Below are 25,154 nucleotides of genomic sequence, written 5' to 3'. Positions count from 1 at the left end.
AAAAAGTGATGGCCCGCGACGCGAAGTCACGGGCCATCGAAGATTCTGATGCGATTGAATTCCGAGCGTAACGGAGGCTAGTTGCCGCCGCCGCCGCCACCGCCAAGACCGCCGCCCTGATCGTCCTGCGGCTGTTCGGGCGCCGTTCCGCCGGGCAGGCCGGGGGGGATATCCGAATAAATATCGCCGGTGCCGCATCCGAGTGGGATGGTGCACGACGGGTCCGTTCTGAAATCAGGAATCGTCAGGTACGGAAACAAGGCATTGATCTGATCCGCCGGCGTGCAGAATGTCAGAACCGTGCCGCAAACGTTGATCGACGCCAACGTGTTGAAACAGCCGTTGTCAAAAACGGCGCCTCCGGCCAGGACGGCACTGATGGTCATTCCAATCTTCTTGATCCGCTTGTGATTCTTCATGTTCGCTCTCATCTGCATTCGCTCTCTTTTCCTCGTGGGTCCGCGAGGAACATATGCTCTCTTTATCAAGTCAGCCTCAAGGGCTGCCGGACAGTCTTCGAGAATTCTCTTCAATCAACCGCCGCCGCCTCCCGCGTCCTGAAGTATCGCATCGGCCGGACAGAAGAACACCAGATCGTCTTCCGTGTTAAACACCTCACCCTGCGGGACACCGTTCGCGTCCACAAAAAAGTAATTCGGCGTCCCGCACGGACCGGGAAATCCGAGGTCCGTCAAGATCGTTCCGGTCGGCAACGAGGCCAGAATGGTATTGATGCCGCCGGAGAAGCAAGTCCCCAATTGAAGGACATACGCGCCGCTGCAAACGGCAATCACGAACTTAACGACTCGTAGTTTGCGCTTCATTTTTTTATTCTCTCAATTCCCCAGGCAGGTTTCTTCGGGCGGGGGTGTTGCTGATCAACCGATGGCTCGCTCAGGAACACGATTGATTAACTTATAGTACCCCGCTCGCCGGGGCGTTTCAAGAGTCCCCGATCCCGCCCTGACCCGCCGCCCCCGCGCGACCTCGCGCTCGTCTCATTCAAGCCCTCATTACTCGGACCCAACGTCCCAGCGGGCCGCGACGACGCCCCATCGCAACGCCGTTTACCTGGGACGCAATTGCCGCTTCAGTCCGCACTTAGCCGTGCAACGAATCGGCTGAACCGTCACGACCCTCACGACCCTACCCGCCCGATAGGGCCCGACACGTTTCACAATCGGGACCCGGAATTAGAGGACCGTCGCGTCGCTCGCCCCACCGCCGCCCCGACGGCGCACCCGGTGCCAAAAAAGATCCTCCAACGGCAGCGGCCCTTCGCCGCACCGCCGTCGGAGGGCAATCTCATGACTGTCGGGCTCATCGTCTTCGTACTGTTCGCGGCGCCGTCCTCGCGCGACGCCGCTCCCGTCGCCGCCCAGAATCTCTCGCCTGCCGTCAGACCCGTCGCCAACCACGACACGCTCACAAGATCCCGCCAACGCTCCGCCACGGGCATCGAGCATGAAGGCCCTCTGCCGCTGACCCAACTGCCCGTCGTGGTCGTCTCCAAAGACTGCCCGACCCGCGAGGAATCCGCGGTCGTCGCCCTGTGGGAAGACGGCCGCATCAGCATGACCGTCACCGCGGATACCGGCGTCGCCCGGTCCTTCGACGTCTGCAAAGGAATCAAAGAGCTCCTCGGCCGCGTCTTCGACCTGGCCTACGAGCAGAAGTCCGGCGATGCGATCATCACCTGCTACGACGCCGACAACCGAAAGCTCGTCTGTCGCGTCTTCGATGGCGCGTCCGTCGAGAAATCCCAGTCGATTCGCCTGCCCGTAGCCATGCGCGTCGGATACCTCGCCATGCGCGCCCGGCCGAATTCGGACGACATCGTGCTCATGCTCTCAGGCGTTGCCTCGGACGGAAAGATGCATCTTTATTCAAACGAGTGGAATGGAGACCGCTGGGCCGACTGGCAGATCATCAGCGCCGATCTCGCACGCGATGAATCAAAACAGCCCGCCGCCGAGTGGAGCGCGCCCCCGCAAGACGCGAAGCCCGACGCCCCGCGAAAATAAACTCAATCAGTCTCAGCGGCCCGCGCCGATCAATCGGGCGATGGACTCACTGTTCACGGGTGAGATAACGCCCTTCTCGGTAATGATCCCCGCAATCAGCGCTGCCGGCGTCACGTCGAAGGCCGGCGTGTAGCACGGCACGTCGATCGGCGCAATGGCATGGCCGCCAATGGCCCGAACCTCGGCCGGGTCGCGATACTCAATCGGAATCGCCGACCCATCTGAAATGGTCAGATCAAAAGTAGAGCTCGGCGCCGCCACATAAAACGGAATGCCGTGCGCCTTCGCCAGCACCGCGACGCCATACGTGCCGATCTTGTTGGCCGTGTCGCCGTTCGCCGCAATCCGATCCGCCCCCGTCACCACGACGTTCACCTTCTTCTCACGCATGACCACCGCCGCCATGTTGTCGCAGATGACCGTCGCATCGATGCCGCCGCGCATCAGCTCCCACACGGTCAGCCGCGAGCCCTGCAGAAGCGGCCGCGTCTCATCGGCATAGGCCTTGAACCTCCGCCCCTTCTCGTGCGCGGCATACATGACCGCCAGCGCCGTGCCATATTCGCTCGTCGCCAGCGCGCCGGCATTGCAATGCGTCAGCACCCCGCCGCCCTCGGGAATCAGGTGTTGCCCGTGCGCCCCGATCGCCCGGCACATCGCCGCGTCTTCATCGCGAATCGCGTGCGCCTCGGCCAGTAGCGCCGCCCGCGCCTCTGGCCATTTCGCGCCGCCCAGCGACTCCGCCTTGCGCCGCATCCGATCCAGCGCCCAGAACAGATTCACCGCCGTCGGCCGGCTCGTCGCCAGGTATTCGCAAGCTTTCGCCAGCGCACCGCGCCAGTTCGCATCGCCCGGCTCGGCCTCGTCGAGCCCGACGATCACGCCATACGCCGCCGCCACGCCGATCGCCGGCGCCCCGCGCACCTTGAGCTGCTTGATCGCGTCCCACACCTCGGCCGACGTGCGACAGGCAATCGTGACCAACTCACTCGGCAGCTTCGTCTGGTCGATCATCCCCAGCGCCCCGCGCGGAGCGATCGAGTCATCCCACCAGACAGGCCGCAGCGGTGAATCGGAGGTCGGCTCTAGCATTCCGCCATCAACTCGACTTCCACCGCCGCGTTCATCGGCAGTTCGCTCGCCCCCACGGCCGCGCGGACGTGCTTGCCCGCCTCGCCGAAGATCTGCACCATCATGTCACTCGCCCCGTTGGCCACCTTCGGCTGATCGAAAAAGCCCGGCGCGCTGTTCACGAACACCGCCAGCCGCACGATACGTTTGATATGGTCGATGCCCCCGACGGTATGCGCCGCGATGCCCAGGGCGTTAAGCCCCGCCGTCCGCGCCGCCGCGTTGGCCTGCTCCAGCGTCACGTCCTGGCCCACCTTGCCGGCGCAGGTCAGCTTGCCCTCGACAAAGGGAAGCTGCCCGCTGACCAGCACCAGATTGCCCGTGCGGATGCCGGGAATGTACGAGCCGATCGGCGCGACAAACGGCGGCAGCGTGAGTTTCAGTTCAGCAAGCTTCTCCGACGGCTTCATGATGTCTGCTCCTCATCCTCGACTTCCGCAGTGCTCTCGTCCTGCTTCAGAATCGCGTCGATGTCCACGTCCGTCTTGATCTTGTCCAGTTCTGCGAACGATTCCTCATCGTCTAGCTCGATGCCGTCCAGTTCGTCGCCGGCCTCAACATCGTCCGTCGCCTCGGCCGCGACATCGTCCGCCGTCTCAACCGTCGGCCCCAGCACCGCCTCTCGAATCGCCGGCTCCCACTCCGCACCGATGGTAATCGGCTCCGTGGAAAGCAGAATGACGCGGATCGGTCCCAGCACCGCCTCCTGAACGATGCGAACGCGCTGCTGCCGCATCAGCTCCAACAGCGCGAGAAACAGACCGATCATCTCCGCCCGCGTGCGCCCGATGAAGACGTGCTCAAAACCAAGCTCGCCTCCCTCGCGCTCCAGCCGATCGAGAATATCCGTGGCGTGCAGCGCAATCGGCGTGTCATCAAAGACCACATCGTGCGTCGCCGCCCCGGCCCCGATCGACGCCATCAGCTTGTTAAAGACCGCGACAAGGTCCCAGATCTGCACGTCGTCCAGATCGATCTCGCTCGGCCCCGCCGCCTTCGGCTTCGCCGGCGTCCGCGGCCACATCTGCGCCTGCGAATCCGCCGCCGCCCCCAGCTCCAGCGAAGCATCCTTGAATTTCTTATATTCCAGAAGCTGCCGAACCAGCTCCAGCCGCGGATCGGAAAAGTCCTCTTCCGCCTCCTCCGTCGCCGGCGGACGCGGCAGGAGCATCCGGCTCTTGATCTCCATCAGCGTCGCCGCCATCACGAGGAAGTCGCCCGCCACGTTCGGATCGATCGAAGCCAGCGTCTCCACATAACGGCAATACTGCTCCGTCACCCGGGCGATCGGGATGTCGTAAAGATCCACCTCGTCCCGCCGGATCAGATAGAGCAGCAAATCCAACGGGCCGTTATAGACGTCGGTTTGAACGGAATAGTCGGTCATGGTCACGGTCGCATCCTTGCGCGGGAACCACCGCCCCGCCGAATCGCCAATTATGAGTGGTCAGCCGCGAAAGGGAAACCCCGCCGATTTCCGCCGACCGCGAAATGACAATACTGGGAAACCCTGTTACGAGAATTGATGACCGGAGAAAATACCTGCCTACGGGCACTCTCCCTGCAAAAGCTCGCTCAGCATCCACTCAATATCCAGCCCGTTGATCTCCATATCGCCGTTCAGATCGGCTGATGCATTCGAACATTGCAATGGATCCTCGCTCTCGCCGGCCTCCGCTGATCCATCGTTCTGCGGCAGACCCAGCAAGGCCGCGATAAACGGCTCGATATCCTGCAGGTTCAGCCCGCCGTCGCAGTTCATATCACCTCTGGCCGACGGCGCGCCCTTGAAGATCGTAAAACAATCCTGCACCGCCCCGGTCGATCCGAGGAATTTCGCCTCCAGCCGTCCGCCGTCGATATCCAGCACAACCGAGCCAAGCGAGCCCATCGAAATGTACATCGCCGGGTGATTCAATGATCCTCCCGTCGCTTCGCTCGAACTGCCCGCGACGACATAAACGGTCCCCTCGTGCCCATTCGGCCTTGCGGTCGGCTTGACATAACCGCCGTCGCCTCGGAAGCGACCGTTTCCGCCGTCAATCACCATCGACGGCACGAGCGTGTTCGACGTGCCGTAATGTCCGTCCAGAAGATACGAACGTTCATAGGAATGACTGTGCCCCGTCATGACCAGATCGACCCCGCCCGCCTCGAGAATCGGCAGCGCGTTTTCCCGCATATCTTTCATCCGCCCCCCGCTGTCCGACGCGTTGTCGGAATTGTGGCCCCCCTTCGAATACGGCGGGTGATGCCAGAAGGCGATAATCCACGTCTTGTCGTTTGACGCCAGGTCCGCCGTCAGCCAGGTCAGCATCGCCCCGGTCGGCGCGCGCGGGCTGTCGTCCGAATCCAGCACGATAAAGTGAATGTCGCCGTGGTCGAACGAAAAGTAGGCCTCCGTCCCTGACGGAGTCCCGCCGCTCTCCCCGTTCTTCGGCAGCGTGAATATGTCAAAATAAACGCCCGACAACGTGGGCGAGTCCGCGCTGTGCGAATCATGATTCCCGATCGCCGGCCAGAGCACCGACTTCCGAAGCAGCGTGGCATACGCGTTGAACACCGCCGTCTGATACTGAGCGTCGGTTCCGTCGATGTAGGCGTTGTCCCCCAGCATGATCCACAAGTCCGTATGCGTCCCCTCGGTGAAGGCGTAATACGCATCCCGCACCGCGATCTGCCCGCTGTTGGCATGCCCCGAGTCGCCGAGCACCCAGACGCGAGTCGGCTTGGGCGTTCCAGCCGCCGGCGGCGTTACAAAAAAGTGATCCTGCGTATTGCCCGCCTGAATCCCAGCGGTCGATCCCACCGCGTAGAAATACTTCTGGTCGGGCACCATCCCGGTCATCGTCACTTCATGCTCGGTCGTCGCGCCGGGCTTCTGAAATGTCCACGTGGAACTACCCAGCGTCGTGCCGCACTGCACCACGCTGTCCGTCGGCCCGCTCGTTCGCCAGCGAACCACCATCGACGTCGGCGAAGCGCACTGAAGATAGGGTCCGCGCGTGACCGTCGGATTGACCAGCGGCGTGGCAACCAGGGATAAATCAAAGCTGAGATCGGAACTGGCCGGGTCCGACTGGTGAATCTCCGCTGCAATCACGTTCGGCCCGGCCACCAGCAACGACGTGGGCACCAGCGTCTGAACGAAGCGATTCTCCAGCTCATATCCGACGACCTGATTCGCCGGAGTGTTGTACTGCACGCTTCCTTCGGGCAGCCCATCGCGAAATACCTCGGTTCCATTCAGATAAACGACGGCCCCGTCATCGCGCAGCACGGAAAGCGTGAGATTCGCCCCGAAGTCGAGCGGATTCGAAACATTGATGACCCGTCTGAAATAAGTCGTGATGTGCTTGTTCGATGCGCTGGGTCCGTAGCTAACGACGGTTGCCTCATCCCCGTCGCCATAGCCCAGTTGCGCCGGGCCGCTGGGCCATCCGGAGTCATTAAACGAGGCTTCACGCCAGGCTGTGCCCTGATTGCTCCCGTTGTCCAGATAGCGCCATGTTGACCCCGCGTTCACCAGATCCAGGTCGGTCGTCTGCCCCACGAGCTGCAGATCGAAACTGATGTCCGAACTCTGTGCGTTCGACTGGTGGATCTCCACGGCGAGCACGTTCGTCCCACTGAGCAGGGGACCGAGCGACACGGTCGTCGAATACCATGTGGATTCATCGCTCCCGCTCACCACCGACGCCGCGGGCGTCGTGTATATGGTAATACCCGTCGGCATGTTGGAGCGAAAAATGACGACCCCGTTCAGATAGACGATCGCGCCGTCATCTCTGAGCAGTGAGACCTGCAATCCAGAAAAGATCGACCGGTCGTCAACGGTGAAGCTCCGACGAAAATAGGTTGTGATATATTTGTTGGATTCGTCCGGGCCGTAACTGACCACCGTCTCCTCGTCCCCGTCGCCGTAACCGAGTTGCGCTGTGCCGATAGCCCAGTCGCTGTCGTTGAAAAAGGGCGAACGCCAGATCGTTCCCAGATTGCTGCCGTCGTCCTTGTATTTCCAATCCTCTCCCGCCCGGCTCAGGATGACGTCCGCGCTGCGCGCAGCATCCGCCCAGGCAACAAGGACGAGACTCCCAATCAGGTAGACGGATTTCGGCCGCATTCCCGAATCTCTCTCAGTTGTTCTCTACTTGAAGACCCTGGGCCCCGAAAATCGCGAACAATGTCGGGAACAAAAATCCCGCTGCCCGCTGCATTGGGTACGGCACAAGATCCCGCAGGGCTCAATCGCATTGTAACGAACCGGGAGAGGCCGGAGTAAATCGTTGGGCCGTCAAAAACGGTCAATACCGAAAATAAAAAAGGGTCGCCGCAAATCGGGGGTGACTACTTTCGGGCACAGACGATCCCACAGGCCGCCCGAACTGCGTCCATGACCTCGATCGCCACCGTCCGGGCCTTCCGACCGCCCTCCGCCAAGACGCCTTCGACATAGGCAGGGTCCGCGACCAGCGCCTTCCGCCGCTCCCGCGCCGGGCCGAACCGCTCCTCGTAAAGCTCCGCCAGCCGCTTCTTCACATCGCCATAGCCCATGCCCCCGGCGCGGTACCTGGCGCCCCACTCCGCCGTCTCCTCCTTGCTCGCAAACAACTTCAGCAGCGCAAACACATTGCACGTCTCCGGGTCCTTCGGATCGGCCACCGGCGTGCTGTCCGTCTTTAGGCCCATGATCTTCTTCTTCGCCGGGCCCGGCTCCTCGAAGATCTCGATCGTGTTGCCGTAGCTCTTGCTCATCTTCTCGCCGTCCACCCCCGGCACGATCGCCGCCTCGTTCAACATGGGCTTCGGCAGGACAAACACTTCACAATTGAACGTATTGTGAAAATACCCCGCCATGTCCGCCGTCATCTCAATATGCTGCACCTGGTCCTTGCCCACCGGAACGGCATGGCTGCGATAAATGAGAATGTCCGCCGCCTGAAGGATCGGATACGAAAACAGCCCCATGCTCGCTGTCAGCCCCTTGGCCACCTTGTCCTTATAGCTCACCGCCCGTTCCAGCAGCCCCTTGCCCGTCACCGTCGACAGAATCCACGACAACTCGCACACCTCCGGAACATCGCTCTGCCGAAATAAGAGCGCCTTGCTCGGATCAAATCCCAGCGCCAGATAGTCGATTGCCACGTCACGCGTGTAGTCCGCCAGCACCTTCGCATCCTGTATCGTCGTCAGCGCGTGATAGTTGGCGATGAAGATGAAGCACTCGTGCTTCTCCTGATTCTCGATGTGCTGCCGCATCGCCCCGAAGTAATTGCCGAGGTGCAGCTTACCGGATGGTTGTACGCCGGAGAGTAGTCGCATGGGTCGTCTTGCCTGTTTTGCCGGTGAACCGTTGATCAGCCGATACAATAGCGGTTCATGCACGCCCCCGTCCACATTCACATCGCCGGCCTCGGTATCGAACTCCACGATGCCGACTCGGCCCTCGCCGATCTGCACGGCCTGTACGCCGAATTCAACCAGCGATCCGCCGCCTACAAGTCCGACCCCGCCAACCCCCACCTCTGCAAGGCCGGATGCAGCCATTGCTGCAAACGCGGCGCCTTCTTCGGAGTCACCCTCGCCGAGGCCGTCGCCTGGTCCGCCGCCGTCGAAGCGCTCCCTGCGAAATCGAAAATCCCCGCCCAGCGCACCGCCCATGCCCTGATCGTCGAACAAGCCCGACTCTTCGCGGACAATGTCTCACCGTCCGACATTCCCGGTCAGCGGGAAGAGCCGTCCTTCTCGGCCCGCATCTCCCGCCTCAACCGCGATCTCGGCCCCGCCTGCCCGCTCCTGGCCGACGATCTCTGCACCGTCTACGACGCCCGCCCCATGCTCTGCCGCGCCTACGGCTTCCCCGTCGACGCCTACGCCGTCAAGTCAGACGCCGCCATCGTCTTCCGCAGCCTATGCCAACTCTACGACGGCCTCTCCCTCTCCGACTACGTCCGCGCCGAAGACCTCAAGGACCGGCTCCGCCAAATCTCCCGCCGTCTCGGCGGCAACCGCGACTGGGGTCGCTTCACCTCCGCCGAAGCCATCATGGCAACACTTCACTATGGATGATCGAGCCGATGCCCCGCCCGCCGCGCCACCGGTTATCATGTCCCTCGCATGGAACGAAAAGCCGTCATCATGGCCGGCGGATCAGGCACGCGCCTCTGGCCCCTCTCGCGCAGGGACCGACCCAAGCAGCTCCTTCGCATCATCGACGGCCGCAGCCTCATCTATCGCGCCGTCGAGCGCCTCACCGGCCTGCTCGATCCCCGCGACATCCACGTCATCACGCTCAAAGATCATCTGCCCGCCATCGCCGAAGAACTGCCGATGCTCCCGCCCGAGAACCTCATCGGCGAGCCGCTCGGCCGAGACACCGCCGCCGCCATCGCCCTCTCGGCCGCGATGCTCCACGCCCGTCAGCCCGAGACCATCATGGGCGTCTTCACCGCCGACCACGTCATTCGCCCGGCCGATCGCTTCGTCGACATCGTCCGCCGCGGCTACGACGCCGCCGAGCGCTACGCCGACGCCCTCATCACCTTCGGCGTCAAACCCACCGAGCCGAACACCGGCCTCGGCTACGTCCGGCGCGGCCGCCCCGCCGCCGATGGCGTCTACGAAGTCACCGCCTTCAAGGAAAAGCCCGACGCCGCCACCGCGCGACAATATGTCGATTCCGGCGAGTACTTCTGGAACAGCGGCATGTTCGTATGGCGCACCGCGGCCATCCTCGACCAGCTTCGTCTGCACCTGCCCGCGACGGCGAGCGCCGCCGCACAGCTCGCCCAAGGCGGCGTCGCCGGTCTCACTTCCGACACCGCCCACGCGCTGTACGCCGCACTCCCGCGCATCAGCATCGACCACGCCGTCATGGAAAAAGCCGCCAAGGTATTAACCGTGGAAATGTCGCTCGAGTGGCTCGACGTCGGCAACTGGACGGCCCTCCCCGCCGTCATGGGCGCCGATGCGTCTGCCAACACAACCGCCGCCACCGAGCACCTCGTCATCGATGGCAAGGGCAACATCATCGTCAGCGAGGAAGACCACCTCATCGCCGTCGTCGGCGCGGATGACCTTGTGGTCGTTCACAGCAAAAACGCCACCCTCGTCTGCCGACGCGATCAGGTGCAGGAAATAAAGTCCCTCGTGGCCCGACTCGAGGGCTTGGGCAAGAACGAATACCTCTGACCCGCATCATGCCAAGCGCCATTCGCATTCTCGGCATCGACTACGGCACCCGCCGCATCGGCATCGCCGTCGGCGACCGCGAAACGAAAATCGCCGCGCCGCTCGCAACCCTTAACGGTCGCAACGACGTCACCCGCGATGCCCGCGCAGTCGCCGATCTGGCCGCGAGTGAAAACGCCGCCGAGTTCGTCGTCGGCCTCCCGCTCAGCATGGACGGAACCGAAAGCGACCAGACCGCCCTGACGCGCCGCTTCGCCGCCGAACTCGCCCGCCTCTCAGACAAGCCCGTCCGCCTCTTCGACGAACGGCTCAGCTCCTTCGCCGCCGATGAAGTCCTCGATCAGGCGGAGATTCCGCAGCGCGGCCGCAAGGGCCTCACCGACCGCATCGCCGCCCAGAAGATCCTCCAGGCCTTCCTCGACGCCGACTCAGCTCTTTGAGATCGCCTTGCTCAGCCCCGGCAATTGCTCCGCACCTTCCGGCACCGTGATCGACGAACCGTCAAAGTCATCGCCGATCGGCTGGAACCGACCGCCAAGCTGCTTCGCCAGAAACTCCTCGACGACCGCGTAGAAGGCCGTCCGATTCTCCGGTCGCGCGAAGCCGTGCCCCTCATCCGGGAACAATACATACGTCACCGGGATATTCTTCTGCTGCATCGCCGCCACAATCTGATCCGCCTCCGCCTGCTTCACGCGCGGGTCGTTCGCCCCCTGGGCGATCAGCAGCGGCTTCGTGATATTCTCAACCTTGTTCAAAGGCGACCGCTCCATGAGCAGCTTCTTGCCTTCCTCGGTCCGATGGTCTCCGACCCGGGTGGTGAACATGTCCAGCATCGGCTTCCAATACGGCGGAATCGAGTTGAGCAGCGTGATCAGATTCGACGGCCCGACGATATCCACGCCGCAGCAGAAGGTATCCGGCGTGAAGGTCAAACCGACCAGCGTCGCATACCCGCCGTAGCTGCCGCCATAGATCGCCACCTTCGCCGGATCGGCGATCTTCTCATTAACGGCCCACTCGACCGCGTCGAGCAGATCGTTGTGCATCGTGCCCGCCCACTCCAGGTTCGCGGCATTGATGAACTTCTTGCCCAGCCCCGTCGAACCGCGGTAGTTCACGCTGAGCACCGCATAGCCGCGATTCGTCAACCACTGATGCTCGGGATCAAGCCCCCAGTCATCCCGCGCCCACGGGCCCCCGTGCACATTCAGCACCAAGGGCAGCGGCTTCTCCGGATGTCCGTTCGCCTTCTTGTCGGCCCACGCCGGAATCGAAAGATAACTCACCAGGTCCATGCCGTCGCGCGACTTGATCACCACCGGGTGCATCTTCGCCAGCGGCAGACCTTCGAGCTTCTTGCGGTTGGTAAAGAGGAACTTCGCCTTCTTCGCCGGCCGATCGTAGTGGTAGTAACTCACCGGGCCGTTGTCCATGACATACGCGACGATCCAGTGCTTGTCATCCTGCGATCGGCTGGAGACGTTGATCTCGCCGTCAGCCACGCTGGCGAGATAGTCCATGTCCGCCTTGATGGCCGCGTCCAGGATCGTCCAGTGCTGTCGCTCGTAGGTAAACGCCACCGCCTGCACGGCGTGAGTCTTCGGATCGACCAGCGTCCCGCTCGCATCCGCCTTCGGGTCCTCGGCGAGGAGCTTCTTCTCGTTGCTCTCGACATTGATCGCGAACAGTCCGGCCGTGTCGCGCCCGCGGCTGTCCACCTGGTACAGCGTCTTGCCGCTCTTGTCGAAACCGACCGGCTGCGTCGTTAGGGCGTCCTCCGCCGGAATCTTCTCGGAAAGCGTCCAGTCCCCGCCCGCCGGCTTGAACACCTCCATGCCGCCGTCCGGTGTCATCCGCATGGCATACCGAACGCCGAACTGGTTGTCGGTTACAAATCCCACATATCCGTCGTTCTGCATCACCAGCTTCCGGTCCCCGCTGGCGATGTTCACCCGGTAAATGTCGTGTAGCTGCTTGTTGCGATCGTTGATCGCCACCAGAAGCTCGCCGGGGTATTCGTCGCTCTTCTCCTGAATCCGCGCTTGCACCCCGTCCAACGGCGTCAGGTCCCGCGTCTGATTCGTCCGCAAGTTCGTCGCATAGACGTGCCAGTTCTCGTCGCCGCCCTTGTCCTGAACATAAAGAATGTGATCGTTGTCGTACGCCCATTGATAAGACCGGATGCCCCGAACCTTGTCCTCGGTCACCACCCGCGCATCGTTCGGATTGCTCAGCGGCGCCACCCACACGTTCATCACGCCATCCGACTCCGCCAGAAACGCAATCCGCGTCCCGTCCGGGCTGATCTGCGTCCCCGCCCGATCCGGGTTCCCGAAGAAGACATCCCGCGCAATCAGCGGCGTGCTCTGCATGTCCTTCGGCGCTGCCGCGGTCCCCATCGTCCCCGACTGGCTGCAGCCCGTCATACCAATGGCGAGAAAAGAAAGCCCCTTGATCGTGTCGAAGCGTGTCATCATGTGTCCCTTCTGAACTCCAGGTTTGATCGGGCGCCGCACTGCCCGTTCGAAGTGCCGCGTGGCGCGATATCCACTTTTAATATAACGAAGTTGTTGTGCGTATCTTACGAGGCGATTCTACGCAGGATGGCGCAATGCGTCAAAAAACCCGGCAACGAGCCGCTCACGTCGTCGATGCGATGCGCCGTCGCCGACGAACCCGCTGTGCAAGCATCAATGCACCCACCGCGATGACCCCCTGAACACCCAGCCCCGCCATCACCGGCGCATCCAAATTCTTGAGGACTGCCGCCCACGTCCCGATCGGAGAAATCGTAAACAGCACGGAGTACTCCCGGCTCGCATGGACATCCATCAACACCGACCACGCCGCCTCGGCCAAGAGCGGCGCCAGCCACAGCAGGGCGATCGCAAAACTTCCCACCGTCAGCCCACCCATCCCGATGCCGTAGCAATACCGAAAAAGTCCCGACATCGTCACCATCGCAAGAAAAAATGCCAGGGCCATCACCATGGCACTGTCCGCCGTCTGCGAAAGCCCCGTGGCCTCCTTCAGTTGCCCCTGGAAGGCCTTGCCCGTCACCACCAGCATGATCCCCAGCGCCACCGCCGTCGCCGTCGCCGCCGACGCATAAAACGCCGCCGGCCGCCGCGGCGCAAACTGCGCATCCGCCGCCGCCCGCTTCGCCCAACGCGCCTCCGCGCTCGCCCCCACCGCCACCGGTAGCAAACTCAAAAGCGCCAGCGACGCCAGCGTCATCAGCATCTGGTTCCCCGGATCGACTGTGAACTCCACTGGCACGATCATTCCCGTCACGCTCGGACGCCAGTATTTGAACGCCACCGCGCTCGTCAGCGAGCAGATCGCCAGAAGAATGTGCGCCAACGTCGGCGTAAAAGCCGGCACGTCGTCCCGATGAAACTTCCGCGCCGCCGCAATCACAAACACCAGCGTCAGCGTCGTCTGAATCAGCGCCGATGCCAACAGCGCTTCCGCGTCGAAAGAGATGCTGCCCACCGACGTTACATTATTCGTCACAATCTCCGTGAGCGGAAAAAGCACATACAGGCCGGGCACGATCTTGAACATCGACGTGTTGTTCGAAATCGCCAGAAAGATGACGACGCCCAGGACCCCCGCCTTGCCGCGCGTGGAGAGGCCGATGAGCACCCCCAGCGACCAGAGCGTCGCCGCCGCGCAAAGCATGATCGCGTAAAGAACCGACGGAATCGCCAGCATCGACACTTGCCCGACGCCCGCCGTCGGCGTCACCATCGAGATGAATACATGCATCGCCACCCAGATCACCGCGCTCATCGTCAGAATCTGCGTGATCGGCCCCGTCACATATCCGAACACCGCCGTGTACCCGCTCATCGCCGACAACCGATGCGACGTAATCATGTCCGTCGTGAAGTCGCGTAAGAGCGCCTTCTTGATCTGTCCCGAGGCAATGAAAAACAGCAGGACCGCCTCGATCATCATCAGGACGCCAACGGCGCTCTGCGCAAAGGGCGATAGATTGGGGTTCACAGCACGATAAATCATCACGCTGCAAACGATGATCCCCGCCGCCGTCAATCCCGCCACCGCCCACAGGCGCTTCCACCCGCCCATCAGCATCAACTGTGCCCACCCCAGGGGGTTTCTGATCAAGGGTGCGTCAAACATGCTCATCGTCTAATCCACCTGCTTGATGCCCGTCCGAAGATACGCCTGCTCCAGGTCATGATCCGTCGGGCTAAAGCTCGCCACCGTCAGCCCCGCGCGCATCAATCGCGCAAGGAGGTCCGCCGCGGCCGTGTCATCGTGCTCGAACTCAAACGAAATCTCCCGCCCATGAACCTCGATATGCGTCAGCGAAGGAATCTCAGCCAGTATCCGCCCGGCGTCCGGCTCCACCCGCGCCAGGGTGACATGGTAAAGGCACCGATTGTCCTCGCTCCCGCCCACCACCTGCGCGACTGTCCCGAACTGCTTGAGCTTGCCGCCCTCCATGATCGCGATGTGGGTGCAGTACTCGTGCAGGTCCGCGAGAATGTGCGAACTCACAATCAGCGCCTTCCCCTGATCGCGAAGGCTCCCCAGCATTTTTCGAAACTGAACCCGCCCCGCAGGGTCCAGCCCAGCCGCCGGCTCATCCAACAGCGCCAACGTCGGGTTCGGCAGAAGCGTTCGTGCCACCGTCAGCCGCTGTCGCATTCCCCGCGACAGCGCTTTGATCTTCGAAGTCCGCTTGTCAGTCAGCCAAAGCTGCTCCAGCCAGAAGCCCGTTCTCTCCTCAATCTCTTCATCCTGAAGCCGGTACGCCTTGCCGATGAACCGCAGAAAATCTTCCACGTTCATCTCTTCATAGACCGGCGGCGTATCCGGCGCGAAGCCGATCCGCGAGATCGCCCCCACGTTCCCCGGCTCGATCGTCTCGCCCATCACCTGAACGCGCCCCGCCGCAATCGGCTGCAAACCCGCGATCGCCTTCAGGCTCGTCGTCTTCCCCGCTCCGTTCGGCCCGATCATCCCCAGCAGGTCCCCCCCGCGCAGGCTCAGCGAAAAATCATCCAGCGCAACGGTCTTCCCGTATTCCACCCGAAGGCCCGACGCTTCCAGAATGACCGTCAAATCAATCTCTCCATCCCGCGCCGCACCAACCCCACCCGCAGCATCATACGAAATCCCCACCCCCGCGCGCACCCCCACCACGGCTTGCCGGCTTGCCCATGGAGCGAAGCGAAGTGGGTTGGCGACGGCCCACCAACCCACCCCGCGCCGATCCGATGTCCGCGCGACCCCCACCGCGGCTTGCCGTTTGGCGACGCCGCACCAACCCACTCCCCACGACGTCGCCCGCGCTCTCCACGAAAAAACCACCCCCGCCCCCCATCCGCAGCGCCGCACGCACCCCATCCACAGCGCCGCGCGCCCCCCATCCGTAGCGTCACCCCTTGTGGGTGACGAAGTAACGCTCGACATCCCCATCGGCGTCATCTCCCGCGTAACCGCACACCCTCCATCCGCAGCACCGCGCGCGCCCGTTCCGCAGCACCGCGCGCCCCCCATCCGTAGCGTCACCCCTTGTGGGTGACGAAGTAACGCCCGACATCCCCATCGGCGTCATCTCCCGCGTAACCGCACGCCGCCCCATCCGCAGCACCGCGCGCCCCCCATCCGTAGCGTCACCCCTTGTGGGTGACGAAGGAACGCCCGACATCCCCATCGGCATCCTCTTCCGCGTAACCGCACACCCTCCATCCACAGCGCCGCGCGCCCCCCATCCGTAGCGTCACCCCTTGTGGGTGACGAAGTAACGCTCGACATCCCCATCGGCGTCATCTCCCGCGTAACCGCCCGCCGCCCCATCCGCAGCACCGCGCGCGCCCGTTCCGCAGCGCCGCCCGCCCCCCATCCGTAGCGTCACCCCTTGTGGGTGACGACGTAGCGCCCGACATCCCCATCGGCGTCATCTTCCGCGTAACCGCCAACCCCCAAAGAAAAAGGCGCGCACGTCGAGCAAGTATTTGCCAATAGAGCTCGAACCCAACACGCTCAAAAAAGATGCACGCAATGAACGAATCGCACATCCTCCAAACCGCAAGCCCCAGGCCTCATGTCCCAGCCCTGTGTCGCTCATTTTTCACCCAAATCGCGAACCACCCCAACCCACGCCCGCCACAAGCGTTGCCACAATCTCCGCGAGGCCTGTGTCACCTTATGTCACCTTCGATTCTGCAAGACTTCCACGAACGCCGCGCCCCCGATCCGAGCCGCGCGCGTCAGCAAGCGGTACCAGAAAATCCGGACTCCCAATCGCAATCAACACCAACCGCCGACCCAATCAGTACCGCCGCCTCTGCATTCTCCTGGACCCTCTCGAATGCCCCCGCGCAACCCCGCCGCCGCTCACCATTTCGACGTTTCGACGTTTCGACTTTTCGACGTTTCCGCCAAGAAAACCACCCAAATCGCGAACCACCCCAACCCACGCCCACCACAAGTGTTGGCACCATCCCCACGAGGCCTGTGTCACCTTATGTCACCTTCGCTTTTGCAGGATTTACGCAAACGTCGCCGGCCCCCCAATCCGAGCCGCGCGCGTCAGCAAGCGGTACCAGAAAATCCGGATCCCAATCGCATTCAACGCCAACCGCCGACGCAATCAGCACCGCCGCCTCTGCATTTTCCTGGACCCTCTCGAATGCCCCCGCGCAACCCCGCCGCCGCGCACCATTTCGACGTTTCGACGTTTCGACGTTTCCGCCAAGAAAACCACCCAAATCGCGAACCACCCCAACCCACGCCCACCACAAGCGTTGGCACCATCTCCGCGAGGCCTGTGTCACCTTATGTCACCTTCGATATTCTCGCTTCCCGCGCCGGGCCCCGAAGCGGTTCGCCGCTCGCCGACCGACCACCAGCCCGCCCGAGGTACTCACGTTTTCACGCGATCCCAAGGCGCCCGCGAAACATCACAGCCAAACGCACATTTCGGACCTACAGCGAGGTTGATATTCCGCAAAACCCCTCCCTAGAATCCGACGAGTTCGACCGCTGCGGCCAGATCGCCGCCGGTCAGGATCAAAAGGACGACCTGGGGGAGGAAACGTCATGGCTCAGGAACAAAACCAACCGCGTGACGCGAAATGGTGGAAGACAGTGGACACCGAACAGGCCTTCATCTGGCTCACCGCGGCCGGCTCCATGCAGTGCGAGCAGCTCGAGCAAGCCATGCGACACTATCCGTTGCCCAGATACGACATCGTCGATATTGGACGTCATCTCATCCGCGTCGTCTCGGCCCCGATGGTCAAATTCGGCGGCTCAGCCGCCCGTGTCGATATGCTCACCCTGGCCGAGGCCGTCATCGAGTACGCCATCGCCAATGAGTGGGACGTCGTCGAGGAGCGAACCGTCTCCGGCCAGGGCCCCAGCGCCGAATGACGCGTATTCGCGGTGGCTCACGGAATTCGGCTCGGTTCGGCCCAATTGGGATTCAGTTCTCGCCCATATCCCGCTCCAAGACGAGCAGGATATTCGACAGATGGCGCGGCCCGGGATTCGACTTCACCTGCGGAACGTCGCCTTCCTTCGCCGGCGTCATCCCCGGCTGAATCGTCACCGTCGTCCCGGCGTAGCTGCTGAAAACGCACGACCGAAGCGTGATCGACAACGATGGCGGAACCAGGTCATCCAGTTCGGCCGCCGGAAACACGCGGGCGTCCCGAATTCCCCGGTTGAGATATTCGCCGATCTGAAGTGTCATTGTCCCGGCACTTTGAGTCTTCAAAACCTTTCGACTTTGAAACCTCGGCGGCCCAAAAACCGGCGGTCCGCTCCCGCTCTCCTCCTCCGGACTTACCCCGGAAACCGCCCACCACTCCAGATTCGATCGCAGCAGCGGGTAATAAGCCCGCGAAGCCCTGACCGGCAGCGAGACTTCCAGCACCCGTCCCTGCCCGATCGACTTGGGGCCCCAATAGACCTCGTAAGTATCGTCAAACTCCGCGGACCGAAGTCGAACCGGCGGCATGACCAGTGTCACCCGCTGAGGGTGCGACCACCGCAGCGCCCTGGATTTCCCGGAGGATCCCTCTTCAGCAGTCAGTGGAATCTGGCTGGTCGTCGAGATGATCGCCAGCGCCTTGTAATCGCCATCGACACGACATCCGCCGCGCAGGTTGATTTCCGCCAGCGCCTCCGACCGCGCCGCGGCGCCGCTCGCCTTGCGAAGTCGCTGCACGTCCTGTTGCGTAAAGTGTCCCGTAAGCCGCATCAGCCGATTGACGCTGTTCGCGCCGGTCGGGTCGAGCCGCTGCCCCAGTTCATCCATCGCCTCGAAATCTGCGCCCGCCTTGATCGCCAGGCGGAACCGCCACATCTCCTCCGGCGGCATCGTCAGGAGCAGCTCGCGGAGATGATTGAGAATCGACAAACTGCAATCCGCCGCGCCGGGCTTCAAAAGGCCGGACATCATCGCGACAAACGCGTCGGTCCGGTTGATCTCCGAATCGGCCAGCATGCGCTCAAGCCGGGCCTTTCTCGTTTCCGGATCCATCTGATCGCTCAGCAACGCCCGGACGACTTCATCGGCGTAGCCGAGCTCAATCAGCGCCCGGGCCGCCGCGTAACTCACGTCAGAAGAACCGCGCTGCAGTGCATCGGTCGCGACTCGAATCAGCGGGTCGTTCGACTCGTTGTCAAGAAGCATCGGAAACGGTCCGTGGCCCATCAGGTTGGATGCCCTGCTCGTAGCGCCCCTGCTCGTGAAGTATTCGACTCCCAGGTTTTCGTTGCGGAACCGAAGCTGGTTGATACACAGCCGCCATGCCGCCTCGCGGATTGCGCGGTCCTCCCGGACGGCCTGGCTGATCATGTCGTTGAAGCGCGGCCCGTAAATGCTGTTACCAAGACTCAGGCCGCCCAGCGAGCTGAGAAATGCGACTTTCTGTTCCGCCTGAGACAGCGAGTCCCATTGCCGAAGGAGCTCCGCGCCCGTCTGGCCGGCATGCATCTCGATTTCGCGCGCTGCCTCCGAGAGATCATGGGCAAGTTCCGGCGCTGCGCTGAGAACCAGCGCCTGAATCAGCCGCCTCTGCGAGGCCGGGTCCGGCAGGTCGTGAATGCGCTCCAGTGCCAGACGCTGCGAGGCGAGCGAGGCCTCCTTGAGAAATCGCCAGTCGGTCGCCGCGGTCGGCAGGCCCATCAGGCGGTCCATCGCCTCGGCGCAGACAAGCACGTCGTTCGATCCGAGCAGCGCCTCCGAAATACTCGCGGCACATATCTGGACCGCCGTCAGTCGGTCGTCGCCCGCCTCGGTTGCCTTGACGTGCTGAATCGGCGACGGCGATTCCCACCACATGCCGCACGGACCCTCCACCAGGGCGCACAGCACGATGCGGTTCCAGTTCCGCTGAAGCTCGACCGGTCCGCGACGAAGTTCCCGCATGGCCTGGGCCGAAGGCGTCATGCGCGAGCGCGATGCATGTGTCGAAAAGTATCGCCATGCGGAGACGCGGACCTGTTCCTCAGACCGCGCCCCGGCACGGATGATCGCACCGTCGACCGCGGACGCGAAATCCTCGAGGTCAGCGTCCGCCTCATCACCGGTCCGGACTTCCAACTCCAGCCGGATACGAAGCAGCCATTCGATCGCCAGCGCAGCCATCGAAGGCGAGGCGCCGCCTACGTGAGTCAGCGCCGATCGGATGCCCTGATTGCTCGCCCAACCGCCGATGGCGTTGGCGCTGTCTCCATTTGCCGTCGGCGATCGCACGACTTCAGGCGACGAGGACTGACATCTCCGGATAAACGCCAGATCAAGCAAGTCTTCGCCGCCGCGGGCCCATTCGAGTTTCAAGGTGTTCGACTGTCGCGGGACTTCCAGGACCAGACCGATCCATCCCGTGGCGACCTTCGCGATTGGACGAGACCGAAGTCGCGGCTGCTTGGCCGACCGGTTGGACTTTTGGCCGTCTCCCTCGGCTTGTGTGGAGACACGAGGCCCGAGGTGATCGCGGAGCTCGATCATTCGATCGCGACCTTCTCGCGGTTTGATGGCCATTCGTTCGTAGATCGGGTTCTGATCGGCGCCGTCGACGTTGAGGCGATTCGTTTCCGCGGTAATAAGTCGCAGACCGTAATATCCGCGTCCGCTTTTTCCCTTCAGCGAATTGCGAGCCAGGGTGGTGGAGGAAGACTTGTTCATTTCGCCGGCGAACAGGGTCGGGGCGTATCGCAGCGGGATGACGATGAACTCCTTCTCCGCCTCGGCAGTGACCTGATCCTGCCCATCCTGAATCGATTCCTTCAGCAGCGGCTGATCGAGCGCGGTCGTCAGGTCTACCTGCAGCCATCGCTCAAGCGACACGCCCCAATCGACGGCCAGGCGACCGGCCTCGACGGAGTCCGGAGCCATGCTCCACGCTTTTCGGAGGTAGTAAGCGGCGTCCTCATTGAGGCCGGCTTCCTTCGCCCATTTGGCGACAACCAGGTGTTCCGCGACATCCCGGGTTTTGGCCGCATCGGCTCTGGCCTGCAGAACGATGCGGTTCCAGAAACTGACAAAGTCTCCGACCTTGCGACCTGCCCCTGCCGCCCTGGTGCGAGGTTTGGCCCCCATCTGTGGTTTGAGAGCCAGCGCTCCGCGGATGCAGCGTTTCGCCAGCATCTCCAAACTTGCGTGGTAGTAAGAAGCAGCCCAGTCGGAAAGACTGGCGGCGCTGCGATTTGTCTCGATGCTGGCGATTTCCTCGGAACCGTGAATTCGTTTGACGATCGATTGATTTGGGATCACCAGTTCTCGGCGCTCGCCGGATTCCGAGGTGATCACTTTCGTCTCAAGATCAGTCGTTTCGATGACCCGACAGGCGATCGTTTCCTTGCCCTTGAGCTTGATCAGCTCGGCGCGAACCGGAAGCGCCAGCAGCATCACCGCGGCAAGCCCGAAACGCAGCGATTGAGTAGGAAGGGGGTTCATGCAAATCGGCCGGGTGGGATGACGAAACCTGTTCTTCCACCTTAATGATATTCGTCCCGACGGGGAGAAACAATCAGGACCTGAATCGGCGGCCTCCTACGCAGTTGAGAAGCGAGGAGATACGATGGCTGCATGAAGCTGCCGCGTGCTCTCCACCGATGGAACGTTACGCCCGCGCGGGCCGTGGCGATCCAGCGCGATCTGGCCGATGCCGTGGTGATCGAACCGATCGGCAGGCGTCCCCGGCTGGTCGCCGGCGCAGATTGTGCATTCATAGATTCGGAAAAGCGCATTGTCGCGTGCTGGGTTGTCTGGGATCTCGGCACGCGTTCGGTTTTGGAGACGACGCACGTCGTCAGACCGGTAAGTTTTCCCTATGTGCCCGGCCTGCTGAGTTTTCGTGAGGCCCCTGCGATTATCGCCGCGGCCCGTCGCATCCGCTGTGAGCCGGACGTATTCATGCTCGACGGACACGGATTGGCGCATCCGAGGCGCATGGGTCTGGCTTGTCACGTGGGGTTGTTTCTCGATCGCCCGACTTTCGGATGCGCCAAGAGCCTGCTCTGCGGGGAGTATCGAGAGCCGACGAAACAGCGCGGCGCGAATTCGCCCATGCTGGATAAGGGCGAACTCATCGGCCGCATCGTTCGAACGCACGAGCAATTCAAGCCGGTCTTCGTCAGCGTGGGCCATCGCATCACACTGATCGAGGCGGTCAAGACGGCGATCTGGTGTCACGCAGGATTTCGGCTCCCGCAGCCGACGCGACTGGCGGATCAACTCGTGGCGAAACTGAAGGCCGAGATAGGGAAGGCGGAGTCGCCGTCGGACGAGAGCTGAAGGTTACGTCGCCAATTGTTTGACGCCGAATGCGATCACTTCGTTCATGCTCCCGCTGCGAAAGCCGCGGATGTCGATGCAGACGTACTGGTAGCCGAGTTCGCGGAATGCCGCGTCGACCTTCATTCGCAAGTCGGGTGATGCCAACCGCTCGATCTGTCCGGCGGGGACCTCGATTCGCGCAAGCTTGTCGTGGTGCCGAACGCGGCACTCCCGAAAGCCCAGATCGTGGAGCATCGTCTCCGCCGCTTCGATCATACGGAGCTTTTCCGGGGTGATCGATTCGCCGTATTGCACGCGACTGGAAAGACACGGGCCGGCCGGCTTGTCGTGCGTGGGAAGGCCCATCTCGGCGGAAAGAACGCGAATCTCAGGCTTGGTCAGCCCGGCCTCTGCCGCGGGGGCTCGCACGAAGTGTTCACCCGCCGCTGACAGGCCGGGGCGATAGTCGCCCAGATCATCGGCGTTCGTTCCGTTGACGATGGCGTCGAAGCCGCGCTCGGCGATGAAGGGCTTCATGCGCGTGTAGAGCTCGGTCTTGCAGTAATAGCAGCGGTTGGTCGGATTGGCGATGTAGTCGGGGTCGTCGAATTCCTGCGTGCTGATGACAAGGTGCTCTGCCCCGATGGCCTGGGCGAGGCGGACGGCCTCCTCGACCTCGGCGGAAGCGATGCTGGGGCTTCGTCCGGTGACGGCCAAGACGTTTGCCTGTCCCAGAGTCTGGACGGCGAGCTTGAGCACGAATGTCGAATCCACGCCGCCGCTGAATGCGACGGCTACTCGGCCCAGAGATCGAAGAATGGCGCGTGCCTCTTCGACTTTTGTGGCGGTACTTGATGTGGTCAGTATGTCATTTCGTTTCATGTATCAACCCCTTGACTAAATATCATAGCGTATCCAGGCGAATCGGCAGTCAGGGCGGTAAAAAAGCCGGCGCCGGCGCGAATGAATCACGCCGGCGCCATTTGACCCTGCAAGAGAGTCGCCGGTTCGAGCCTGCCTCAGTTCTTGCGGAACGGGAAGACAGGGGTGTGGGCGAAGTACTCCATGGTTTGAATGTCATGATTGTTTCCGCCCTGGCCCGTCGGGGCCGTGCCGCCGATGCGGTAGTAGGAGGGGCCGATCGCGGCGTAGCCGGACGAGTGGCGGAGATTCGTGTTGCCCACCGACTGGCGGGGCGTCCAGTTGTCGAGCTCGGGGCTGTATTCCTCCGCTGCGCCAAACACGCCGCCGCCGGGAAGCCGTCCGCCGACCGCGTACAGCTTGCCGTTCCAACTGAAAGCGCCGAGGCGGTCACGCGCCGTGATCATGGGCTTGCGCGGCGTCCAGCCATTGGTGACGGGGTCATACTCCAGGTGCGTGGTGCCGATGACGACGTGAATCTTGCCGTTCAGCTCGGCCGCGGCGTGGGTCGACATGGCGACGGGCATCGGCGCCTTGGGCGTCCAGGTGTTGGCGACGGGATCATACTCGTCGACGCTGGTCGTATCCTGGAACGTGTTGTTGATGATCGTTGAACCGCCCATGAGATAGATCTTGCCGTTGACGGTCACGGCGGCGGCGTAGGAACGCGGGGTGGGGTTCGGTGCGCGCGGGGTCCAGGTGTTCAGAGCAGGGTCGTACTCTTCGTTCGTGCCCACGAGCGGCACGCCGATTCTGAAACCTCCGATTGCGTAGATCTTGCCATTGGCGGCGGCAGCGGCGATGCCGGTGCGCGGGGCCGAAAGCGGGGCGACGGGCGTCCAAATGCCGGTGCCGGGTAGATCGAGCATTTCGACGGTGGCGAGTTCGGCCAGTACCGCGTTGTTGCCACCGATCGCGTAGATGCGGTCATTCAGAGCGGCTGCTCCGCAAAACGCTCGGCCCTGCGAGAGCGGCGGCCTGAAGACCCAGTGCTCAAGGGTAGCGCCGGAGTTGGTGTAGGTGAAGCCATCGATGGGGTCTGACTTGAGTGAGAAGATGTACGTACCGGATGGGAACGGACCGGAGGAGGCTTGGGGCGATGGGTTTGGATTCGGATTCGGATTCGGCGTGCCCATGGTGCCTGATCCTCCGAGCGGCGGCAGCGCGATGGTGTCGCAACCGGAAAAGACGACCGACCAACAGACGGCGAGGGTGGTGAAGCAGGCTTGCAGCGCGCAGTTTCGGTTTCTGGACATGGTTTTTCTCCCTGGTTTGTCCGCGAGGACGGTCTGAATCAGGCGTGGGTTGCTGACGGGGGAGAATGCGTCAATGGCGGGCCGGGCGACATCATGAAATCCATTTATTCCGGACAGGCCGGGATCAATTGATCGGATCGTCGTATGCCGCGGGGGGGAGCAGGGTAGAATATGCCGGGCTGTCAGGATTCGAGGGCGGAATCCTGAGGTCCGCGTCGGCCGCTTTTCGCATGTGGTAATGCCATGATTGACAAATCGTCGGAGAAAAGCGAACCGTCCGGGACATCGGACGAGGGTCGTGTCGCGAAGCTGCTGTCGGAGGCCGCCGCCGGCGCGCCGCAGGCGGCGCGCGATCTGCTGCCCCTCGTCTATCGATCCCTGCGCGAACTTGCGGAGCGGCAGATGCGCCAGGAGCGTCGCGACCATACGCTCCAGGCGACGGCCCTGGTGCATGAGGCGTATCTGCGGCTGCTTGGCGACACGGAAGTCGGCTGGGACAATCGCGCCCACTTTTACGCGGCTGCCGCGGAAGCGATGCGCCGGATCCTCATCGAGCATGCGCGCCGGGTCGGCGCGAAGAAGCGCGGCGGAGGATGGAACAAGGAGATCGCCAACGTCGCCGATCTGGCGAGTGATGAGACGGTCGGTCACGCCCTCGATATCGACACGGCGATTGAGGCGCTCAAGGAACATGATGTGCGGGCGGCAAGCGTGGCGCAGCTTCGTTTCTATACGGGGCTCTCGATCGATGACACCGCCGCCGCGCTGAACATCTCGCCGAGCACGGTCGATCGCGAATGGTGCTATGCCCGGGCCTGGCTGCTTCGACATCTTCAGGGGCAGATTCAAGGAAACTAG

20 protein-coding genes are annotated in these 25,154 nt (G+C 62.7%); 7 read left to right on the top strand and 13 right to left on the bottom strand.

Annotated features, from left to right (window positions below):
- Window positions 1-77 precede the first annotated feature (77 nt).
- Both HS101_06915 and HS101_06910 read right to left on the bottom strand, forming a co-directional pair.
- Window positions 78-419 carry a hypothetical protein gene (locus HS101_06915; protein ID MBE7506005.1) on the bottom strand — a complete coding sequence of 114 codons (342 nt, stop codon included), beginning with the start codon at window positions 417-419 and terminating at the stop codon, window positions 78-80.
- Between the two features lie 114 nt (window positions 420-533).
- Window positions 534-824: a hypothetical protein gene (locus tag HS101_06910; GenBank protein MBE7506004.1), complete on the bottom strand. Its 291-nt coding sequence runs from the start codon at window positions 822-824 to the stop codon at window positions 534-536.
- Between the two features lie 483 nt (window positions 825-1,307).
- Here HS101_06910 and HS101_06905 point away from each other — a divergent pair, with 483 nt between their 5' ends.
- Window positions 1,308-2,024 carry a hypothetical protein gene (locus HS101_06905; GenBank protein MBE7506003.1) on the top strand — a complete coding sequence of 239 codons (717 nt, stop codon included), beginning with the start codon at window positions 1,308-1,310 and terminating at the stop codon, window positions 2,022-2,024.
- A 12-nt stretch (window positions 2,025-2,036) separates the two neighbouring features.
- Here the strand turns inward: HS101_06905 and mtnA are convergent, their stop codons facing one another.
- From mtnA to trpS, 5 genes are all read right to left on the bottom strand, one after another.
- Window positions 2,037-3,116: an S-methyl-5-thioribose-1-phosphate isomerase gene (gene mtnA / locus HS101_06900; GenBank protein ID MBE7506002.1), complete on the bottom strand. Its 1,080-nt coding sequence runs from the start codon at window positions 3,114-3,116 to the stop codon at window positions 2,037-2,039.
- On the bottom strand, window positions 3,110-3,565 hold the full coding sequence (locus tag HS101_06895) for a RidA family protein (GenBank protein MBE7506001.1): 456 nt from the start codon (window positions 3,563-3,565) through the stop codon (window positions 3,110-3,112). Before HS101_06895 ends, mtnA begins: the two co-directional genes overlap by 7 nt.
- A complete protein-coding gene (locus tag HS101_06890; GenBank protein ID MBE7506000.1) occupies window positions 3,562-4,542 on the bottom strand; it encodes a segregation/condensation protein A in 981 nt (326 codons plus the stop codon). Before HS101_06890 ends, HS101_06895 begins: the two co-directional genes overlap by 4 nt.
- Window positions 4,543-4,701: 159 nt before the next feature.
- The gene (locus HS101_06885) at window positions 4,702-6,123 is read right to left on the bottom strand and encodes a metallophosphoesterase (protein ID MBE7505999.1); all 1,422 of its coding nucleotides are present in this window, start codon (window positions 6,121-6,123) and stop codon (window positions 4,702-4,704) included.
- Between the two features lie 1,379 nt (window positions 6,124-7,502).
- The gene (trpS, locus tag HS101_06880) at window positions 7,503-8,477 is read right to left on the bottom strand and encodes a tryptophan--tRNA ligase (protein ID MBE7505998.1); all 975 of its coding nucleotides are present in this window, start codon (window positions 8,475-8,477) and stop codon (window positions 7,503-7,505) included.
- 57 nt (window positions 8,478-8,534) lie between these two features.
- On the opposite strand from trpS, the gene HS101_06875 reads away from it, so the two are divergent.
- From HS101_06875 to ruvX, 3 genes are read left to right on the top strand one after another with little or no spacing between them, the layout of a single operon-like run.
- Window positions 8,535-9,224, top strand: a complete 690-nt coding sequence (locus HS101_06875) for a YkgJ family cysteine cluster protein (GenBank protein MBE7505997.1) — start codon at window positions 8,535-8,537, stop codon at window positions 9,222-9,224.
- Between the two features lie 48 nt (window positions 9,225-9,272).
- Entirely contained in the window at window positions 9,273-10,346 is a 1,074-nt protein-coding gene (locus HS101_06870) for an NTP transferase domain-containing protein (GenBank protein ID MBE7505996.1), read from the top strand.
- A gap of 8 nt (window positions 10,347-10,354) precedes the next feature.
- Window positions 10,355-10,786 carry a Holliday junction resolvase RuvX gene (gene ruvX, locus HS101_06865; GenBank protein ID MBE7505995.1) on the top strand — a complete coding sequence of 144 codons (432 nt, stop codon included), beginning with the start codon at window positions 10,355-10,357 and terminating at the stop codon, window positions 10,784-10,786.
- Here ruvX and HS101_06860 read toward each other — a convergent pair.
- The 3 genes from HS101_06860 to HS101_06850 form a co-directional block, all read right to left on the bottom strand.
- Window positions 10,775-12,823 carry a S9 family peptidase gene (locus HS101_06860; protein MBE7505994.1) on the bottom strand — a complete coding sequence of 683 codons (2,049 nt, stop codon included), beginning with the start codon at window positions 12,821-12,823 and terminating at the stop codon, window positions 10,775-10,777. The genes ruvX and HS101_06860 overlap by 12 nt on opposite strands.
- A 166-nt stretch (window positions 12,824-12,989) precedes the next feature.
- Window positions 12,990-14,498 carry a hypothetical protein gene (locus HS101_06855; protein MBE7505993.1) on the bottom strand — a complete coding sequence of 503 codons (1,509 nt, stop codon included), beginning with the start codon at window positions 14,496-14,498 and terminating at the stop codon, window positions 12,990-12,992.
- A gap of 9 nt (window positions 14,499-14,507) precedes the next feature.
- The gene (locus HS101_06850) at window positions 14,508-15,446 is read right to left on the bottom strand and encodes an ABC transporter ATP-binding protein (protein ID MBE7505992.1); all 939 of its coding nucleotides are present in this window, start codon (window positions 15,444-15,446) and stop codon (window positions 14,508-14,510) included.
- Between the two features lie 1,983 nt (window positions 15,447-17,429).
- Here HS101_06850 and HS101_06845 point away from each other — a divergent pair.
- Window positions 17,430-17,762 carry a hypothetical protein gene (locus HS101_06845; protein ID MBE7505991.1) on the top strand — a complete coding sequence of 111 codons (333 nt, stop codon included), beginning with the start codon at window positions 17,430-17,432 and terminating at the stop codon, window positions 17,760-17,762.
- A 52-nt stretch (window positions 17,763-17,814) separates the two neighbouring features.
- On the opposite strand, the gene HS101_06840 is transcribed toward HS101_06845, so the two are convergent.
- Window positions 17,815-21,297: a hypothetical protein gene (locus HS101_06840; protein ID MBE7505990.1), complete on the bottom strand. Its 3,483-nt coding sequence runs from the start codon at window positions 21,295-21,297 to the stop codon at window positions 17,815-17,817.
- Between the two features lie 132 nt (window positions 21,298-21,429).
- On the opposite strand from HS101_06840, the gene HS101_06835 reads away from it, so the two are divergent.
- Window positions 21,430-22,137, top strand: coding sequence for an endonuclease V (locus HS101_06835; GenBank protein ID MBE7505989.1), 708 nt, complete (start codon window positions 21,430-21,432; stop codon window positions 22,135-22,137).
- Window positions 22,138-22,140: 3 nt separating this feature from the next.
- Here HS101_06835 and larE read toward each other — a convergent pair whose 3' ends face one another.
- Both larE and HS101_06825 read right to left on the bottom strand, forming a co-directional pair.
- On the bottom strand, window positions 22,141-23,001 hold the full coding sequence (gene larE, locus HS101_06830; GenBank protein ID MBE7505988.1) for an ATP-dependent sacrificial sulfur transferase LarE: 861 nt from the start codon (window positions 22,999-23,001) through the stop codon (window positions 22,141-22,143).
- A gap of 137 nt (window positions 23,002-23,138) precedes the next feature.
- Window positions 23,139-24,296, bottom strand: coding sequence for a hypothetical protein (locus HS101_06825; GenBank protein ID MBE7505987.1), 1,158 nt, complete (start codon window positions 24,294-24,296; stop codon window positions 23,139-23,141).
- A gap of 243 nt (window positions 24,297-24,539) precedes the next feature.
- Here HS101_06825 and HS101_06820 point away from each other — a divergent pair, with 243 nt between their 5' ends.
- A complete protein-coding gene (locus tag HS101_06820; protein MBE7505986.1) occupies window positions 24,540-25,154 on the top strand; it encodes a sigma-70 family RNA polymerase sigma factor in 615 nt (204 codons plus the stop codon).

The organism is Planctomycetia bacterium, from assembly GCA_015075745.1.
In the GTDB taxonomy this organism is placed as follows: Bacteria; Planctomycetota; Phycisphaerae; order UBA1845; family UTPLA1; genus UTPLA1.
This window is presented reverse-complemented; position numbering and strand designations above follow the sequence as displayed.

Excerpts from the sequence above, each read along its gene's own strand:
- HS101_06915 (MBE7506005.1), bottom strand. The coding sequence starts at position 419 with ATGAAGAATCACAAGCGGATCAAGAAGATTGGAATGACCATCAGTGCC.
- HS101_06910 (MBE7506004.1), bottom strand. The coding sequence starts at position 824 with ATGAAGCGCAAACTACGAGTCGTTAAGTTCGTGATTGCCGTTTGCAGC.
- HS101_06905 (MBE7506003.1), top strand. The coding sequence starts at position 1,308 with ATGACTGTCGGGCTCATCGTCTTCGTACTGTTCGCGGCGCCGTCCTCG.
- mtnA (MBE7506002.1), bottom strand. The coding sequence starts at position 3,116 with ATGCTAGAGCCGACCTCCGATTCACCGCTGCGGCCTGTCTGGTGGGAT.
- HS101_06895 (MBE7506001.1), bottom strand. The coding sequence starts at position 3,565 with ATGAAGCCGTCGGAGAAGCTTGCTGAACTGAAACTCACGCTGCCGCCG.
- HS101_06890 (MBE7506000.1), bottom strand. The coding sequence starts at position 4,542 with ATGACCGACTATTCCGTTCAAACCGACGTCTATAACGGCCCGTTGGAT.
- HS101_06885 (MBE7505999.1), bottom strand. The coding sequence starts at position 6,123 with ATGGTGGTTCGCTGGCGAACGAGCGGGCCGACGGACAGCGTGGTGCAG.
- trpS (MBE7505998.1), bottom strand. The coding sequence starts at position 8,477 with ATGCGACTACTCTCCGGCGTACAACCATCCGGTAAGCTGCACCTCGGC.
- HS101_06875 (MBE7505997.1), top strand. The coding sequence starts at position 8,535 with ATGCACGCCCCCGTCCACATTCACATCGCCGGCCTCGGTATCGAACTC.
- HS101_06870 (MBE7505996.1), top strand. The coding sequence starts at position 9,273 with ATGGAACGAAAAGCCGTCATCATGGCCGGCGGATCAGGCACGCGCCTC.
- ruvX (MBE7505995.1), top strand. The coding sequence starts at position 10,355 with ATGCCAAGCGCCATTCGCATTCTCGGCATCGACTACGGCACCCGCCGC.
- HS101_06860 (MBE7505994.1), bottom strand. The coding sequence starts at position 12,823 with ATGACACGCTTCGACACGATCAAGGGGCTTTCTTTTCTCGCCATTGGT.
- HS101_06855 (MBE7505993.1), bottom strand. The coding sequence starts at position 14,498 with ATGTTTGACGCACCCTTGATCAGAAACCCCCTGGGGTGGGCACAGTTG.
- HS101_06845 (MBE7505991.1), top strand. The coding sequence starts at position 17,430 with ATGGCTCAGGAACAAAACCAACCGCGTGACGCGAAATGGTGGAAGACA.
- HS101_06840 (MBE7505990.1), bottom strand. The coding sequence starts at position 21,297 with ATGAACCCCCTTCCTACTCAATCGCTGCGTTTCGGGCTTGCCGCGGTG.
- HS101_06835 (MBE7505989.1), top strand. The coding sequence starts at position 21,430 with ATGAAGCTGCCGCGTGCTCTCCACCGATGGAACGTTACGCCCGCGCGG.
- larE (MBE7505988.1), bottom strand. The coding sequence starts at position 23,001 with ATGAAACGAAATGACATACTGACCACATCAAGTACCGCCACAAAAGTC.
- HS101_06825 (MBE7505987.1), bottom strand. The coding sequence starts at position 24,296 with ATGTCCAGAAACCGAAACTGCGCGCTGCAAGCCTGCTTCACCACCCTC.
- HS101_06820 (MBE7505986.1), top strand. The coding sequence starts at position 24,540 with ATGATTGACAAATCGTCGGAGAAAAGCGAACCGTCCGGGACATCGGAC.